13 protein-coding genes are annotated in these 16,264 nt (G+C 37.8%); 12 read left to right on the plus strand and 1 reads right to left on the minus strand.

The window, feature by feature from the left end:
* Window positions 1-49 precede the first annotated feature (49 nt).
* The 8 genes from BXY75_RS04665 to BXY75_RS04700 all read left to right on the plus strand — a co-directional run bounded on the left by BXY75_RS04665 (window position 50) and on the right by BXY75_RS04700 (window position 10,703).
* Window positions 50-832: a hypothetical protein gene (locus BXY75_RS04665; protein ID WP_121906518.1), complete on the plus strand. Its 783-nt coding sequence runs from the start codon at window positions 50-52 to the stop codon at window positions 830-832.
* A gap of 293 nt (window positions 833-1,125) precedes the next feature.
* A complete protein-coding gene (gene topA, locus BXY75_RS04670; RefSeq protein ID WP_121906519.1) occupies window positions 1,126-3,624 on the plus strand; it encodes a type I DNA topoisomerase in 2,499 nt (832 codons plus the stop codon).
* Complete coding sequence (locus BXY75_RS04675) at window positions 3,624-4,787, plus strand: formimidoylglutamase (protein ID WP_121906520.1); 1,164 nt, start codon at window positions 3,624-3,626, stop codon at window positions 4,785-4,787. The genes topA and BXY75_RS04675 overlap by 1 nt, the downstream gene beginning before the upstream one ends.
* Window positions 4,788-4,898: 111 nt before the next feature.
* On the plus strand, window positions 4,899-6,272 hold the full coding sequence (gene porK / locus BXY75_RS04680) for a T9SS ring complex lipoprotein PorK/GldK (RefSeq protein ID WP_121906521.1): 1,374 nt from the start codon (window positions 4,899-4,901) through the stop codon (window positions 6,270-6,272).
* A gap of 52 nt (window positions 6,273-6,324) precedes the next feature.
* Complete coding sequence (gene porL / locus BXY75_RS04685; protein WP_121906522.1) at window positions 6,325-6,972, plus strand: type IX secretion system motor protein PorL/GldL; 648 nt, start codon at window positions 6,325-6,327, stop codon at window positions 6,970-6,972.
* 40 nt (window positions 6,973-7,012) lie between these two features.
* Complete coding sequence (gene porM / locus BXY75_RS04690; RefSeq protein WP_121906523.1) at window positions 7,013-8,581, plus strand: type IX secretion system motor protein PorM/GldM; 1,569 nt, start codon at window positions 7,013-7,015, stop codon at window positions 8,579-8,581.
* 15 nt (window positions 8,582-8,596) lie between these two features.
* Window positions 8,597-9,499, plus strand: a complete 903-nt coding sequence (gene porN, locus BXY75_RS04695; RefSeq protein WP_121906524.1) for a type IX secretion system ring subunit PorN/GldN — start codon at window positions 8,597-8,599, stop codon at window positions 9,497-9,499.
* 121 nt (window positions 9,500-9,620) lie between these two features.
* Window positions 9,621-10,703, plus strand: a complete 1,083-nt coding sequence (locus BXY75_RS04700) for an NAD(P)/FAD-dependent oxidoreductase (protein ID WP_121906525.1) — start codon at window positions 9,621-9,623, stop codon at window positions 10,701-10,703.
* Between the two features lie 275 nt (window positions 10,704-10,978).
* On the opposite strand, the gene BXY75_RS04705 is transcribed toward BXY75_RS04700, so the two are convergent.
* On the minus strand, window positions 10,979-11,404 hold the full coding sequence (locus BXY75_RS04705) for a DUF983 domain-containing protein (protein ID WP_245962914.1): 426 nt from the start codon (window positions 11,402-11,404) through the stop codon (window positions 10,979-10,981).
* 25 nt (window positions 11,405-11,429) lie between these two features.
* Between BXY75_RS04705 and BXY75_RS04710 the strand changes: the two genes are divergently transcribed.
* From BXY75_RS04710 to BXY75_RS04725, 4 genes are all read left to right on the plus strand, one after another.
* On the plus strand, window positions 11,430-13,346 hold the full coding sequence (locus BXY75_RS04710; protein WP_121906526.1) for an ABC-F family ATP-binding cassette domain-containing protein: 1,917 nt from the start codon (window positions 11,430-11,432) through the stop codon (window positions 13,344-13,346).
* A 154-nt stretch (window positions 13,347-13,500) separates the two neighbouring features.
* The gene (locus BXY75_RS04715; RefSeq protein WP_121906527.1) at window positions 13,501-15,228 is read left to right on the plus strand and encodes a patatin-like phospholipase family protein; all 1,728 of its coding nucleotides are present in this window, start codon (window positions 13,501-13,503) and stop codon (window positions 15,226-15,228) included.
* A gap of 10 nt (window positions 15,229-15,238) precedes the next feature.
* Window positions 15,239-15,421, plus strand: coding sequence for a CPXCG motif-containing cysteine-rich protein (locus BXY75_RS04720; protein ID WP_121906528.1), 183 nt, complete (start codon window positions 15,239-15,241; stop codon window positions 15,419-15,421).
* A gap of 484 nt (window positions 15,422-15,905) precedes the next feature.
* The gene (locus BXY75_RS04725; protein ID WP_121906529.1) at window positions 15,906-16,262 is read left to right on the plus strand and encodes a SpoIIAA family protein; all 357 of its coding nucleotides are present in this window, start codon (window positions 15,906-15,908) and stop codon (window positions 16,260-16,262) included.
* Window positions 16,263-16,264 lie beyond the last annotated feature (2 nt).

Here is a 16,264-nt window from a genome sequence, read left to right on the forward strand (position 1 = left end):
CAGAAACCTTTTTTGTAAATTTACTCCTGAAATTTAAAACATACATACCGTGCAAAAAGATATATTTCAGAAAATAGAAGAAGCCAAAAAACCAGATTTTGGTGATATACTGTCCAGAAGCTTCGAATTTTTTAAACTTGTTTGGAAAGAGGGATTGAAGCATGTTCTGGTTACAATTGTAGTATTGATTCCTGCTATATTGCTCATTTATGTCCCTTATATTATCTTTTTTATATCCGCAGGGGCATTCGATTCTCCCGGGTCTTATGATAACGTAGAACCAGATTTTGTTCGTTATATTCCCTTGCTTATTCTTTATTTTTTACTTGTTTTTGTGATTATGTTTTTTGCTCAAACTGTTGCATTTGCAATTACAGCTCATTTTTATAAAGTCTGTAAAAAGGTAGATACCGGGGAATCGTTCGAAACGGAGGGCTATTTTGAATATTTAAAAGGAGGTAATTTTAAAAAGATATTTCTACTTGCATTGGCGAGTTTCGGAATTGCCATAGGAGCAGCATTACTTTGTTATTTACCGTTATTTTATGTGATGGTGCCACTGCAGCTATTGGTCGTTATTCATGCTTTCAATAAAGATCTAAGTGTTTCAGATATTATAAAAGCGGGGTTTAAGTTAGGAAATAGGTTTTGGATTATAATTTTCGGACTTGTAATGATTTCCTCAATTATCGCCCAAGTTGGTATTTTACTTTGCTTTGTTGGTGTTTTTGTAACCGCTTATTTCGTTCATATTCCAATTTACTTTGTATATAAAGATACTATCGGATTTGATGACGAAATTGATCTCGACCCATTATTAATGTCTGTTTAGTTGAATATTTTTAAAAATTCACGGTTAATCGAATGAATTTTAAAACAAATTTTTTCTGTCCGTTCGAGCGCAATCGAGAACTTTAGCGAGCTTACTTTTAGGTGATTTCAGATTTAGTTAACTTGAATTTAGCGGAAGTGCTTGATATAAGCAATGGAATGATTAATAATTTTTTAGACCTTATGAGTGTCCCTAAAATTGTTGTCTTACAGTGTTAATTGAAGACTAATTTTAAGAAGGGAAAGGCAGTTATTAAAAAATTCACATACTTTTGTAGCCCAAACAAAAAAAGTATGGCTAAGAATTTAGTGATTGTAGAGTCCCCTGCGAAAGCGAAAACGATTGAAAAATTTCTAGGAAAAGATTTCAAGGTTTCTTCAAGCTTCGGACATATATCCGACCTGCCTTCTAAGGAGTTAGGAGTGGATGTAGATGGAGATTTTACGCCAAAATATATAGTGCCAAGCGACAAGAAAAGCTTGGTCAAGGAGTTGAAAGCTCAAGCCAAAAAAGCAGATATGGTATGGCTAGCGAGTGATGAGGATCGAGAAGGAGAAGCAATAGCATGGCATTTGGCCGAAGCTTTGGACTTAAAAGATGAAAAGACAAAACGTATTGTTTTTCATGAAATTACTAAGACCGCTATTTTAAAAGCGATTGAAAATCCAAGAAAGATAGATTACAATTTAGTGAACGCACAACAAGCCCGTCGTGTGCTGGATAGACTAGTTGGGTATGAACTTTCTCCCGTACTCTGGAGAAAAGTAAAAGGAGGTTTATCTGCAGGTCGCGTGCAAAGTGTTGCGGTTCGTTTAATTGTAGAACGTGAACGTGAAATTGAAGCCTTTTCACCGGTTGCCTCGTATAGAGTGGATGCCGAGTTTATTACTTCGGAAGGCAATAAATTTAAAGCAAAATTACCTAAGAATTTTGAAACTGAAGCAGAGGCAAAAAAGTTCTTAAATGAAAATATCGCCGCTAATTATAAAGTTTCAGATTTAGTAAAAAAGCCGGCAAAAAAGTCTCCGGCGGCACCTTTTACTACTTCCACAATACAGCAGGAAGCTTCTCGTAAATTATATTTTTCAGTAGGGAAAACCATGACCATTGCACAACGCTTGTACGAAGCGGGTCTTATCACCTATATGAGAACCGATAGTGTAAATCTATCGAACGATGCTAAAACGGCTGCCGAAAAGGAAATTTCTAGTTCTTATGGTAAAGAATATAGCAATCCAAGAAATTATAAAGGAAAATCGAAAGGTGCACAGGAAGCTCACGAAGCAATTCGCCCTACCGATATGTCACTTAAAACAATCGAAGGCGAGTACGATCAAGCGCGATTGTACGATCTTATTTGGAAACGTACCATCGCCTCTCAAATGAGTGATGCACAATTGGAACGTACCAATGTAAAAATTGAGGTCAATGGGTCTCAATCTCCAAAAGAGCATTTTACTGCCAATGGGGAAATGATAAAATTTGATGGATTTCTGAAAGTCTATCTTGAAGGAACCGATTTTGAAGAAGAAGAACAGGAAGGAATGCTTCCAAATCTTTCTGAAGGCGATCGTTTAGACAACGAATATATTACGGCTACAGAACGCTTTACCAGACCACCGTATCGATTTACTGAGGCTTCATTGGTAAAACAATTGGAGGAATTGGGTATTGGGCGTCCGTCTACCTATGCGCCTACTATTGGTACAATTATTAATAGAAACTATGTTGAAAAGGGTACCGTTGAAGGAGTTGAACGTGGTTATTTGCAACTCACTTTGGAGAATGAAACTGTTAAGGATAAAAATTTAACTGAGACAATAGGATCGGATAAAGGTAAATTAGTACCAACAGATATTGGTCTGATTGTAAATGATTTCTTGGTAGAGCATTTTTCTACTATTCTTGATTATAATTTTACTGCCAAAGTTGAGCAGGATTTTGATGATATCGCTGAAGGCAAAGAGGAATGGAAGAAGATGATGAAGGATTTCTACGGAAAATTCCACCCACGGGTAGAAGATGTTTCTGAGAATGCCGAACGTGAGAGTGGAGAACGAATTTTGGGAGATGATCCCGTATCAGGAAGACCAGTGCTTGTTCGTTTAGGAAAATATGGGCCAATGGCTCAAATTGGAGCACCCGATGACGAAGAGAAGAAATTTGCCAGTTTACGTCCCGATCAGCAGTTGCATCTTGTAACCTTCGAAGAGGTGATGGATTTATTTAAGCTTCCGAAGACATTGGGAATTTACGATGGGGAAGAAGTTGAGGTGAATAATGGACGATTTGGACCATATATAAGGTTGGATAAGAAATTTATATCGCTTCCGAAGGGAATGGACCCATTAGAAGTTGACATGGCAATGGCTAAAGAGCTAATTGAAGAGAAGAAAAAAGCAGATGCACCTATTGCATTTTATGATGAACTTCCAGTTCAAAAAGGTGTTGGGCGTTTTGGGCCTTTCATTAAATGGAACAGCATTTTTATTAATGTGAACAAAAAATATGATTTCGATAATCTTTCCGAAGCAGACATAGAAAAACTGATTGAAGATAAGAAACAAAAAGAAATCGATAAGTTGATCAACGAATGGCCGGAAGAAGGAATCCGACTCGAGAAGGCAAGATGGGGAAGATTTAACCTTATAAAAGGTAAGATAAAGATCGAACTACCAAAAACTACTAAAGTTGATAAGATCACGCTGGAGGAAGCTCAGGCAATGATCGAAAAGAAAACTCCTAAAAAGAAAAAGGCAACCAAAAAGAAAGCCCCGGCTAAGAAAAAGTAATGATCGATTTTCTTTCTCCAGTTTCTAAATCCGTAATCGCACATCGGGAAATACTTCCAGTTGGTGTTCTAGGAAAGCAGATTGCCGTGCATAGTGCACAGGGTGATTTGCCGGACTTTACCGATGTTAAATTTGCTATTTTAGGTATCAAAGAGAATAGAAATGACGTAGATTTTATTGGAGGCGTTGTTTCGTTCGATGCTTTTCGCAAAGCTTTATATTCACTTTATCCAGGAAACTGGTCACATAAAATTGTGGACCTGGGAGATATTGAACAAGGAGATACTGTCGAGGATACATATTTTGCTGTTAAAACTGTAACTGAAGCGTTGTTAAAAAAAGATATCATTCCGTTGTTAATGGGAGGAAGTCAGGATTTAGTCTATGCGCAGTATAGATCGTACGATACTCATGGTTCTATGGTGAATCTGGTAAATATTGATAATAAATTCGATTTGGGTGATGCAGAAGCTAATATTACAAATCATTCGTATGTAGGGAAGATTATTGTCGACACTCCGTATAATTTATTCAATTATAGTACGCTTGGATATCAGTCGTTTTTTAATCCGCCGGGTGAAATTTCCTTAATGGAGAAGCTTTATTTCGATGCGTATCGCTTGGGGGATGTAACAGCAGATATCACTGTTGTAGAACCAATAATGAGAGATGCTGATATCGTTACTTTGGATGTTACCACAATAAAAAGCTCAGAAATAAGTTATAAGAATACTTCAAGTCCCAATGGTTTTGACGGCAAAGAGATTTGTGCAATAGCACGATATGCGGGAATTAGCAACAGGGTAACCTCATTTGGAGTATATGAACTTAAAGATTTTAGTGGCGCGGAAAGCGGGTCAATGCTCGTAGCGCAGATTCTCTGGTATTTCATTGAAGGAGTAAACTTCAGGATTGCCGATGAGGATTTTAAGGATGAAAAACGATACACTACTTATAAAGTTCCTGTGGATGAGGAAATTTTAATATTCAAAAAAAGCAATATTACGGGTAGATGGTGGTTAGAAATGCCATTTATTTTAAATGTTAATAATAAATTAAAAAGGCGAACGTTATTACCTTGCACTTATGGCGAATATTTGAGTGCATGCAATCAGGAAATACCTGAACGGTGGTATAAAGCCCGTCGAAAGATTGAAGTATAACTAAAACAACGAACAGCGAGCATTTAAGGAATTTTTAAGAAAACTGTTGTTTTTCTGATTTTTTATAAATAGGTTTACGCCCTTGAATCTCGAAATTTAACCTAAATACCTATGAAGAAGTTTATTGCATTCACTGCGATTATTGCCTTTTTGTACAGTTGTAACTCATCAGATAGAGGAGAACTAGTCGGAGCAAAAGGTAAAAAATGGTATCCCGAAAAACCTTATGGAATGACGCTTATCCCTGGTGGGTCTTTTATCATGGGTAAGTCTGATGATGATTTTGTCGCCGTAAATGATGCCCCAACTAAAACTGTTACTGTCCGTTCATTTTATATGGATGAAACAGAAATAACGAATGCCGAATATCGTCAATTCGTAGAGTGGGTTCGTGATTCTACAGTACGACTACGTCTTGCTATCATGGCCGACGAAGTAGGAGCAACACCTGGAGACAGTGGTGTTGGTGATTTTGCTTTCCTGGATCAGGAAAACGAAGAAATGACTCCTTACGACCAATACATGTATGATAATTACTTCGGAATGGGAGAAGATTATTATGCGGGTCGAAAAATCAATAACAATATCGATCTAGTTTGGGATACTTCCGAATATCCAGATGAGTATTACTCAGAGGTAATGGATAGTATGTATATTCCTGCAGAGGAGGCTTACAATGGTCAGCGTACCATCGATGTTACTAAATTGAAATTCCAATACACTCATATGGATATTCAGTCTGCAGCGAGAGATCAGACTAAGAGAAGAAAAGATTTTATTAAAAAAGATACCGTTTCTATTTATCCTGATACCACGGTATGGATAAAGGATTTCAACTATTCTTATAACGAGCCAATGCACAACGATTATTTCTGGCACCAGGCTTATGGAGATTATCCTGTAGTTGGAGTTAACTGGAAACAAGCAAAAGCATTTTGTGCTTGGAGAACTTTGTATAAGAACTCTTATCAAAAATCTAAAAAACGTAACCATATAAACTCTTTCCGTCTTCCAGGTGAAGCGGAATGGGAATATGCTGCACGTGGTGGCTTAGCATCTGCAACCTACCCTTGGGGAGGGCCTTATGCTAAAAATGATAGAGGTTGCTTTATGGCAAACTTTAAACCTTTACGTGGTGATTACGCAGCAGATCAGGCACTCTACACTGTAGAAGCCGACGCTTATGAACCAAATGATTACAACTTGTATAATATGTCCGGTAATGTAGCCGAGTGGGTAGCTTCTTCATACGATCCAGCTTCTTACGAATATACATCAACAATGAACCCCAATGTAAATGATCCGACCAATGCGCGAAAAGTTGTTCGTGGAGGGTCCTGGAAAGACGTTGCTTACTTCCTACAAGTAAGTACACGTGACTATGAATATGCAGACTCAGCAAGAAGCTATATAGGTTTCAGAACTGTTCAGGATTATATGGGTACCGATGTTACATTGAACAAAAATTTTGGCGACGCCCGTTAATCTATTAAATAATAAAAACTTAAACTAAACTTAAACTAAAAACTATTGTATTATGGCACAATCAAGATCATCAAAGAAATTATTTAACATGGCTTACGGCCTTGGAGCATCTATTGTAATTTTAGGAGCTTTATTTAAAATCCTTCACTGGGAAATTGGTCCACTTAATGGTGGTATCCTTTTAGCAGTTGGACTTATTACTGAAGCGATCATTTTTGCTATCTCTGCTTTTGAGCCCGTAGATGATGATTTAGACTGGTCTTTGGTATATCCAGAATTAGCTGGCGGAATGGCTTCAGGTAAAAAGAAAGAAGCTCCGGAAGATGCACAAGGATTACTATCTAAGAAATTAGACGAAATGTTGAAAGGTGCTAAAATAGATTCAGAATTAATGAATAGCCTTAGTGACAGTATCCGTTCTTTCGAAGGTGCTGCAAAAGGAATGGCTCCTACTGCCGAAGCAATGAGTTCTACTAAAAAATACAGCGAGGAAATGGCCTTAGCTGCTGCACAAATGGAATCTCTTAACAGCCTTTATAAAGTACAGGTTGAGTCTACAAGTCGTCAGGCTGAAGTACAAGAGCGTGTTGCTGAAAATGCAGAACAATTAAAATCTCAAATGGCACATTTAGCTACAAACCTATCTTCACTTAACGGTGTTTATGGTGGTATGCTGTCTGCTATGAGTTCAAAAAATTAGGATAATTTCCATCTAACTATTAATTTAAAAACAAATTAACATGGCAGGAGGAAGTTTATCCCCAAGGCAAAAGATGATTAACCTAATGTACTTGGTTTTCATCGCAATGTTGGCATTAAACATGTCAAAAGAAGTATTATCGGCTTTCGGATTATTGGACGAAAAAATGAGCGAGGCGAATGTTGCAACTACACAACGTAATGTAGCGTTCATGGAGAACCTAGGAGAAAAAGCGGTTGAGCAACCTGAGCAATATGCTGCGGTAAAAGAAAAAGCTGATCAAGTAAATACGATTTCAGAAAGTTTAGATACGTATCTATCAGACCTTAAAGGTCAAATGATGGGAACTTTAAAGCCGGAAGAGGCAAACGATTATGAGGTTCAGGATAAGCCTGATTTCTTAGATCGAAGATTTTTCAACGGTGATAAGTTAAAGCCTGAAGGTCAGGAATTCTTAAATCAGATTAATACCTATAGAACTGAAATGGCTTCGGTACTAGGTGAAACATATCCAGATATTAAGAGTTCAATCGAGAAGAACTTTTCTACAGAACCGGTTGTAAATCGTGATGGTAAAAAAGTAGATTGGTTAAATTATAACTACGAGGGATTTCCATTAGTAGCTTCTAAAACCAAGCTTACGGCATTACAGAATGATATAAAAGTTACGAAGAATGAATTGTTGGCTAAAATGTTAGCAGGACAACAGGCTTCTGCATTATCATTTACACAGTATAACACCTTACTGGAGCAATCTAAATCGGCATTTTATGCTGGTGAAAAATTCGATGGTGGAATCGTATTAGGTCGTAAAGATCCAAATACAAAACCAAATAAAGTAGAACTTACTTTAGATGGTAGACCACTTTCTGCAGAGCAGTATACTATTGAAAATGGTAAAGTGAAATTAAACATTAGTGCTGGAGCAGCCGGAGATCATAAGATTGAAGGTAACTTAATCTTCTTACAAGAAGGTAAAGAAGTTGAAATTCCGGTAAACGTTGCGTTTGCGACTATTACAAAACCTAATTCAGCTGTTATTGCAGCCGATAAGATGAATGTAGTATATCGTGGTGTAGTAAACCCAATGACGGTTTCTATCCCTGGTATTCCCGACAATAAGGTTACGGCTTCGGGTACTGGTCTTTCGAAGGTTTCTGGAAGTAAATACAGCATGAGCCCTGGTGCAGGAAGAACTGTAACGATTACAGCTAGTGGTACGTTACCTGACGGAGCAAGAGTAAATACTCCGGCAGAATTTCGTATTAAAGATATCCCAAGACCTTCTGGAACCATTCGTGGGGAAGATGGAGATGGTGGATGTGTACGTATGCAACGCGAAGGTTTGGAAAAATCATCTGTTGGTGCTGTATTACAAGACTTCGATTTCGACCTTAAGTTAAACGTTACTGGCTTTAGTTTTAAAGTTTCAGGACAACCAACTGTAAAAGTAAGTGGAGGCCGACTTAATAGTCAGGCATCTGCAACCCTTAGAAGAGCATCACGTGGTGAAACGGTTCAGATCTTCGATATTACTGCAAATATTGCAAACAATTCAGGATACAAATTGAAGAAGATTTCTCCAATCTGTATAGAATTGACAAACTAGAATAAATTAGTATTTATGAATGTGAAAAATGTTGTTTTAAGTATTGTTGCCTTAATCATGGGTACGGTATGTGCAGAAGCGCAGATCAATATCCTGAATGCAGCAACACCAGAAGATATAGGCGTTAGGACGGAAGCTCAGATTGCCTACGATAATGATGTTCCATTGCCTTATGGGTATGTGGATGAGCGTGATGTACTGTGGTCTAAAACTACTTGGGAGATCATCGATCTTGATGAAAGAGTTAATTTTCCATTGTATTACCCTATTGACACGAACAATATTGGTGCAGAAAGACGCTCTTTGTATGATGTTCTTGTAAAGAATATCAAAAATGGTAAGATAGATGGTGTTTATGCCGATTCTTATTTTACCGAAAAGAGAAGTCTTCAGGATTTAGATGCCTCTTTAGTGTATCGCGATACAACCGATCTTGGGATCGATCAGTTTAATGCTGGTGAGCCTGTAGATGAGCAGTATGTACGTGAATTTACACTAGATGCAGGAGATATCGAAGAGTGGAGAGTACGTGGTTACTGGTATCTTGACAAACGTCAGGGTGAGTTGAAGTATCGCTTATTGGGAATTTGCCCGGTAGCCGGTGAAGCTCGTTCTAAAGCTTTTGAAGATGACGGTTTCGATAGTAGAGTTGAACTTTTTTGGGTATGGTTCCCTGGAGCGCGTGAAGTGCTTCACAATGCCAAAGCCTTCAATAGAAGGAATACATCTCAACCTATTTCATACGACCATTTGTTAAATTCAAGACGATTCCACGGAGTTGTTTATAAAGAAGACAATGTTCAAGGCGATAGAAACGTAAATGACTATGTAAACGATAATGCGTTAATGCAACTTCTCGAATCTGATAGGATTCTTGAATCAATTCGGAACATAGAGATCGATCTCTGGAACTACTAAACATTCAAACAGAATAATAGTTAAACCCTCCTTTACTTAGTAATGGAGGGTTTTTTTATATATCCACTTTTCACAAGAATTTAATGAGCTTCTTCCTATAATTCCTTACTATCTTTAAGCCATGAAACAAGTTGATTATATAGTTGTTGGTTTGGGTATCGCCGGAATCAGCTTCTGTGAACAATTGCAGCGACATGCTAAGAGTTTCGTCGCGGTTGATAGTGGATTAAATACGGCTACAAAGGTTTCTGGCGGGGTGCTTAATCCTGTAGTGTTAAAACGTTTTACCTTAGCCTGGAAGGCGAAGGAGCAGTTCTCTGGAAGTCTTCAATTTTATAAAGAGTTGTCCGAAAAGCTGGGTGAGAAGCTCCTTGTAGAAATGCCCGTATATCGTATTTTAAATAATGTAGAAGAGCAGAATGATTGGGTGGTAGCAAGTGATAAGCGAGATCTTTCTCCTTTTATATCTTCGGAAATTATTGCGAATATTAACCCCAATGTTATTGCTCCTCTTGGCTTCGGAAGCGTTCACAGTGCCGGAAGAATTGATCCTTCAGTTGTAGTAAGCAAATACAAAGCATATCTTCAAAAAAATGATTCACTCCTTTCTGAAACTTTCGACTACTCAGAATTTTCAGAAGTTTCCGAAACAAAAGAAAAATATACCGTTCGGTATAAAAATATAGTAGCGAAGAGAATAGTATTCGCTCAAGGTGCATTTTCTTTTGAAAACCCCATGTTTCCGAAGTTATTAACTGCTAAAGGAAAATTAGTGCTAATTCCTAATAAAGGTGAGTATATAATTATCAGCGCTCCCGAATTGCAATTGAATGTACTATTGAAGGGACCAGTATATGTAATTCCTTTGGGTAACGATACATATAAAGTGGGCGCTACGTACGATAGAGATAATAGTAAAACTGAGACTACTGATAAAGCGCGGGAGGAAATAGTAGCCAAGCTAAAAAGAATTATTCTCTGTGATTTTGAAATCATAGATCAGGAAGCCGGAATTCGCCCAACAACCATAGACAGAAGACCTTTACTTGGAACAACAATAGAAAAGCCGCATATCGCCTTTTTCACTGGCCTCGGAACTCACGGTATCCTGGGAGCCCCGTTTTTATCGGATGCGCTATACAATCATCTTGAAAACAATGTGAAGTTACCCGAAGAAATGGATTTAAAGCGATGGCTTCGTTAGGAAGCTGGAAGTTGGAAGTTTGAAGTTGGAAGAGTGAAAGTAGGTTCTCGATAATAATTAAAACTAGCTGCACCCGTTTTAATTCACTCGAACTGACCGATGTTTTATTATTTTTTTGTCACTTCGAGTGATTTTCAAAAACCCTGAAAGGTTTGAGAAAATAGTATCGAGAAGAAGTTGGAATCACACGAAAAAAATAATCTTTAACCAATAACCAATAACCAATAACCAATAACCAATCACCAATCACCAATCACCAATCACCAATCACCAACCTAGACCTTACTTTCATCAAACTTAAAAAATAAGTTGATCCATATATTTCTGGATGCTCTGGCAATCACTGGTAAGAGTAAGACTAAGGTAACCACGATTGTAATAAAGGTGGCCCCTCGATCAAGTCCGATAAAGAAAAATGCAATAACGAAAGCTGCGACCGCGACTGCAATTCCAACACCATAACTCACATACATAGCACCATAGAAAAAGGAGGGTTCAATCTTAAATTTGGTATCGCAATGTGAACAGCGTTCGTGCATTTTAAGTGTGTCTGAAATCTTGTAAGGATTGCTGTTTTTGTACAATTTACCCTCATGACAAACAGGGCAAGTACTATTGAAAATACTGTATAATTTAGAACCTTTCATATTTCTTTCTTCAGAAGATGGAGACCATTTTTTTTGCACAACAAAATTAAGCATCTTTGCAAAAATTTTAGGCCTCTAAATGCTAAATATTCACAATCTTTCAGTCTCCTTTCAGGGAGAATATTTATTCGAAAAAATTACCTTTCAATTGGGTGCAGGAACCCGCGTTGGTCTGGTAGGTAAAAACGGTGCCGGAAAATCCACACTCCTTAAAATTATTTCCGGAGAACAGGAATATGATGAGGGCGCTATCGCTACCGATAAGGAAACTTCAATAGGTTTCTTGAAGCAGGATATAGATTTTGAAAAAGGCCGTTCTGTGCTGCAAGAGTCTTACGAAGCATTCCGCGAAATTAAGAAGTTGGAAAAGCAACTGGAAGAAATTAACACCCAATTAGCCGAGCGTACCGATTATGAAAGTGATAGTTATCACGATCTCATGGTAGATCTTAATGAAGTACAACACCAATATGAAATTCACGGAGGATATAACTATCAGGGAGAAACAGAACGTATTCTTCAGGGACTAGGTTTTCAACGAGCCGATTTTGATAAACTCACCGAAACCTTTTCCGGAGGGTGGCGTATGCGTATTGAGCTGGCAAAATTACTGCTTCAGAACAATGACATTCTACTTCTCGATGAGCCAACAAACCACCTGGATATAGAATCTATTCTTTGGTTGGAAGAGTTTTTAAAGAACTACCCTGGCGCAGTTGTGGTGGTATCTCACGATAAAATGTTCCTTGATAATATTACCAATCGTACTATTGAAATTTCCCTCGGAAAGATCTACGATTATAACAAACCATATACTCAGTATTTAGTGCAACGCGGAGAGCTACGTGAGCAGCAATTGGCTTCTCAAAAGAATCAACAAAAGCAAATTGATCAGACCGAAAAACTTATTGAAAAATTTAGAGCCAAGGCAAGTAAGGCAACAATGGCACAATCGCTTATAAAAAAGCTGGATAAGATCGACCGTATCGAAGTGGATGAAGATGACAACAGTGTGATGACGCTTCATTTCCCGGTTTCTATTGTTCCTGGAAAGATTGTAATCGAAGGGCATAAGATATCCAAAAGTTATGGTGACAATGATGTTTTAAAAGGCATCGACCTCGTTGTTGAACGCGATACAAAGTTGGCATTCGTAGGACAAAACGGGCAAGGGAAATCAACCTTAGCAAAGATTATTGTTGATGAAATTCCACATGGAGGTACCATGAAACTCGGACATAACGTACAGATTGGGTATTTTGCCCAGAATCAGGCAGATTATTTGGACGGAAGTAAAACCGTGTTAGATACTATGATTGATGCCGCGAATGAAAAGAACCGTTCTAAAGTTAGAGATATTCTAGGTTCCTTTTTGTTTAGAGGCGAGGAAGTCGATAAATATGTACGTGTATTAAGTGGGGGAGAGCGAAACCGTTTGGCTCTTGCCAAATTATTGTTGCAACCCTTTAATGTTTTGGTGATGGATGAACCTACCAATCACCTTGATATTAAGTCTAAAAATGTACTGAAAGCGTCTTTAAAGAAGTTTGAAGGGACTTTATTGTTAGTTTCACACGATAGAGATTTCTTACAAGGCTTAACCAATAAAGTCTACGAATTTAAGGATCATAAGATCAAAGAATATCTGGGAGATATCGATTACTTTTTGGAACAGCGAAACCTTCAGAATTTGCGGGAGGCTGAAAAGCGTACTGTTATAGCTTCGGAAGGAAAAGCAAAAGCGTCTTCTAATAAGCAGTCGTATGAAAATCAGAAAAAGCAAAAATCTCTTACCAATAAACTCAGTAAAACAGAAGCTGCCATCAACAAATTGGAAAGAGAGATCAAAGCTATTGATGTTGAGCTAGCTGTGAATTACGATAAAACTGTTGCTCAGCCCGACTTTTTTGAGAACTATCAGAAGAAAAAAGATAAACTTACAAAACTCATGCAAGACTGGGAAGAGGTAACAATGAAGCTCGAAACGCTAGCGTAGTAGCTCCATTCTATTATACATACAACTTTCATTGAGGCTACGGATCTTTCCGAAGCCACCAGAAAAATCATCCAAATAAATAGGGGGATTACCTCTGTATTGCGTCCTAATAATTTCATAACTTGCTGAGGCATATCGCTTTATTAGACAAATTATGGAAAACAAAAACACCTTCAAACTCTGTATTACAATGGCAGGCGCTGTCTCGGCAGGCGCTTATACAGCCGGAGTGCTCGATTATTTAATAGAAACCCTGGACCTTTGGGAACAGGCAAAGCAGAAAAACAGGGACTTAGGGCAAAATCATCCCGATTACGACCATAGCATCCCGATACATAATGTGGAGATCGATGTGATAAGCGGCTCGTCTGCCGGAGGTATTTCAGGTACTTTGGCTATGGTTGCGATGGCCGATAAGAATTTTAAAAGCTACAACCGAAATAATAAAACAGGGGAAAATAACATTTTCTACAAAAGCTGGGTCGATATGGCCGATGATGAGCATAGCGACACATTAGAGAAGCTTTTAGATGAAGATGATCTGCGGGCAGATGGCGCCGTGAAATCTCTGTTAAATACGCTACCCATCGAAGTTATTGCAGATAGAGCATTAGGAATACGGGAACAGCGGAAAGTGCCCAATTATGCTTCAGATAGTCTGGATGTGATACTAACTACCACCAATCTTAGAGGTCTCAATTTTATGGTCGATTTCGATACAGATGGCACGGATACTTCCAAAGGAACAGTTATTACAAATCACGGCGGATTTCTACGCTACAAATTGATGAATGACAAATATAAGGTGGGAATACCGGAGAACGAGGAGGATTTATATTACGTTTTAGACATTTCTAAACAAAAGCATCTAGATTATTTGAAGGATGCTACTTTAAGTACTGCCGCCTTTCCTATAGGGCTAAAATCAAGAAAGCTAAAAATATCTTCAGAATACATAAAACGCTATCCGAAATATCTGTTTAAAAGTGCTAAAGGAATCAGAGCCTTGCTACCGGAAGACGATATTTATACGTTTAATTCGGTTGATGGAGGGGTTATTAACAACGAGCCTTATGGCATCGGACTAAAAGTACTGCGAGAGAAGCATAAAGAGATTTGTGATAATGAAAAGTATGCAGTGATTATGATTGACCCATTTCCAAATAAGGATAATGATATTGCCGAAACAGGGGACGGAATTATGGATATAGTAGGAGGTCTTGTTAAATCACTTCGGAATCAGGTGATGTTTAATCAGGATGGGATATTGGATGCATTGGATACGAGTGATCGTACCAAGTTTTTAATAGAACCTATGCGGAAAGTAAAAGTAGGCAACGAATGGGTGCGCCCTAAAAGTGATCTAGCGGCAGCTCCCATTGGAGGTTTCGCCGGATTTTTACATAAGGATCTTCGGAAACACGATTTTCAGTTAGGAAGAAAAAATTGTCAGACCTTTTTACGATACCATTTTTCACTTCCGGAGGAACAAATAAAAAGTCGACTTGGAACACAACCTTCACCTCGCTCCATAGAGAGATTTGAGTATTCAAATCCTCCTGGCGATCCCAATGGAAAGAAGTACTACCCAATCATTCCTGATATGCGGGTGCTTCGCAATTTTAATGAGCAATTGGATATTGCCAATTACGGAGAAGACGCCAAAATTGAATTGATTCCTTATCCGAAGATTTCATTTGATGATTTCGAGAAGAAGTATAAAAAACGAATTAAAAACAGGATTGGCTATCTTGTAAAATATCTGTTTAAATCGAACTTCCTAACCTCGCTGGCGAACTTCCTTTATGTAAAGAAGGCAGGATATAATTTCGTTCGGGATACTTTACACGATCAGTTTAAGGAGAATGATCTGTTACAATAAAAGATAATATATGTACGAGCACTTTTTTCAATGTCCCTATTGTTGGGAAGAGATATCGATGGTACTGGATCCTTCTGTGACTCAGCAAACCTATATTGAAGATTGTGAAGTCTGTTGTAATCCCATAGAAGTTAGCCCGCGTTTTGAAGGTGGCGAGTTAATAGCTTTCGAATGTAATAACATTGAGCAGTAAGAATAATGTAGGTCATAATCTTGAAAATTAAGACATTTCGACTGCACACAATGTGACAAATTGGTATAAATCCTTCTTTTTAGACACCCTCTAATTTAGCTCCTTCCCTCTGAAGGGTAGGTCGGGATGAGATGTTCACGCAAGTTATAAGTACAACACATATTACGCTGCAACGGCAACATTTATATAAAAAGATGATGCTTTCGACTATTTTGATTGTCGTCCTACTACACTATAAATGCACGTCAAGCTTGCCATTCTAATATTCCCAATAGTAAAGTGAGATATAATCGTTTCTATTGTAAAAATAAACTAGTGCCATTTTAACACTATTAACTAAGAATGAACAGTAAATTTGTTAATTAACGTCTATTTATTTGTGTTTTCGTCCAAATACATTTCAAATCAGATACATAACATGTAGGAAATACTGCACAGGGCATTATAGTCATTAACTTTGGGTAACTGACCAATTTAAATTATTATGTCTACCGTATTTAGTTTTTCTGACGATACCATCGGCTTCATTATTGAAGGCGTGGTTGACGATAAAACTATAGAAAATTTAAAGGAAAGCCTCGCTCTTAAACTTAAGGAATACAACTCCATTAATCTATACCTTGAAGATAGCGGCATCGAAAAGTTTAGACTTCAATCTGTGGTGACTCGAGCGCTCTTTCCTCTGGAAAATTCTAATAGCTTCGGAAAAGTTGCAATGGTATCAGATCGTCGTTGGATACACTTACTTTCTTCATTCAATAATTTATTCACACAATGTGAAATAAGGTGTTATACTTCAGAAAATAGGATAGAAGCGATGTCCTGGATTGCATCAAAATAAAG

Source organism: Ulvibacter antarcticus (assembly GCF_003688405.1).
Taxonomy (GTDB): Bacteria; Bacteroidota; Bacteroidia; order Flavobacteriales; family Flavobacteriaceae; genus Ulvibacter; species Ulvibacter antarcticus.

What these genes read in the sequence shown, in the direction of transcription:
- BXY75_RS04705 (WP_245962914.1), bottom strand. Translation starts at nt 11,404, where the DNA reads ATGCTTAATTTTGTTGTGCAAAAAAAATGGTCTCCATCTTCTGAAGAA.
- porN (WP_121906524.1), top strand. Translation starts at nt 8,597, where the DNA reads ATGAATGTGAAAAATGTTGTTTTAAGTATTGTTGCCTTAATCATGGGT.
- BXY75_RS04725 (WP_121906529.1), top strand. Translation starts at nt 15,906, where the DNA reads ATGTCTACCGTATTTAGTTTTTCTGACGATACCATCGGCTTCATTATT.
- porL (WP_121906522.1), top strand. Translation starts at nt 6,325, where the DNA reads ATGGCACAATCAAGATCATCAAAGAAATTATTTAACATGGCTTACGGC.
- BXY75_RS04710 (WP_121906526.1), top strand. Translation starts at nt 11,430, where the DNA reads ATGCTAAATATTCACAATCTTTCAGTCTCCTTTCAGGGAGAATATTTA.
- BXY75_RS04720 (WP_121906528.1), top strand. Translation starts at nt 15,239, where the DNA reads ATGTACGAGCACTTTTTTCAATGTCCCTATTGTTGGGAAGAGATATCG.
- porK (WP_121906521.1), top strand. Translation starts at nt 4,899, where the DNA reads ATGAAGAAGTTTATTGCATTCACTGCGATTATTGCCTTTTTGTACAGT.
- BXY75_RS04675 (WP_121906520.1), top strand. Translation starts at nt 3,624, where the DNA reads ATGATCGATTTTCTTTCTCCAGTTTCTAAATCCGTAATCGCACATCGG.
- porM (WP_121906523.1), top strand. Translation starts at nt 7,013, where the DNA reads ATGGCAGGAGGAAGTTTATCCCCAAGGCAAAAGATGATTAACCTAATG.
- BXY75_RS04700 (WP_121906525.1), top strand. Translation starts at nt 9,621, where the DNA reads ATGAAACAAGTTGATTATATAGTTGTTGGTTTGGGTATCGCCGGAATC.
- topA (WP_121906519.1), top strand. Translation starts at nt 1,126, where the DNA reads ATGGCTAAGAATTTAGTGATTGTAGAGTCCCCTGCGAAAGCGAAAACG.
- BXY75_RS04715 (WP_121906527.1), top strand. Translation starts at nt 13,501, where the DNA reads ATGGAAAACAAAAACACCTTCAAACTCTGTATTACAATGGCAGGCGCT.